The sequence below is a fragment of the Bacillus cereus group sp. BfR-BA-01310 genome, assembly GCF_022664325.1.
GTDB classification, from domain to species: Bacteria; Bacillota; Bacilli; order Bacillales; family Bacillaceae_G; genus Bacillus_A; species Bacillus_A paramycoides.
This window is the reverse complement of the sequence record NZ_JAKUHD010000100.1, coordinates 1-413: the sequence shown is the minus strand read 5'-3', so window position 1 is coordinate 413 and position 413 is coordinate 1. Positions and strand designations below refer to the sequence as shown.

Genomic DNA, 413 nt, shown 5'->3' with positions numbered 1-413 from the left:
CAGCAAAATAAATTGTGCTATGATGTGAGCAAATATAAAGCTATCTAACGGAGGGATTCACATGCCGCATGTTGTGTTTCGTGGAATTACTACTGAACAATTAAAACGCATAAGCAAGCCATTAGTAGAAGAGCTCGCAGAGATTTGTGAGTGTGGTACGGATAATTTTACGTTGGAACTACCAAGTTCTACGTTTGTATTCAATGGAGAAGAAATAGAAGCGTTTCCTCTTATTGAAGTGAAATGGTTCGAGCGTGGACAGGAAATTCGTGATCGATTTGCCAAGGCCATTACTACATATGTAATGGATTTTGGACTTCCAGAAGTAGAGGTTGTATTTACGGTTTTCACAGAATCAGCGTATTATATTAACGGGAAGCATTGTGCAAGTTAGAGCTATTTGAAAGATTTTT

At 38.0% G+C, this 413-nt stretch carries 1 protein-coding gene; it reads left to right on the top strand.

Going from position 1 to position 413, the window contains the following annotated elements; all coding sequences use genetic code 11:
- The first annotated feature begins 61 nt into the window (after positions 1-61).
- A complete protein-coding gene (locus MR109_RS29805; RefSeq protein WP_001120967.1) occupies positions 62-394 on the top strand; it encodes a DUF1904 family protein in 333 nt (110 codons plus the stop codon).
- The last annotated feature ends 19 nt before the right edge of the window (positions 395-413 follow it).

Coding starts and splice junctions, on each gene's coding strand:
- MR109_RS29805 (WP_001120967.1), top strand. CDS start 62: ATGCCGCATGTTGTGTTTCGTGGAATTACTACTGAACAATTAAAACGC.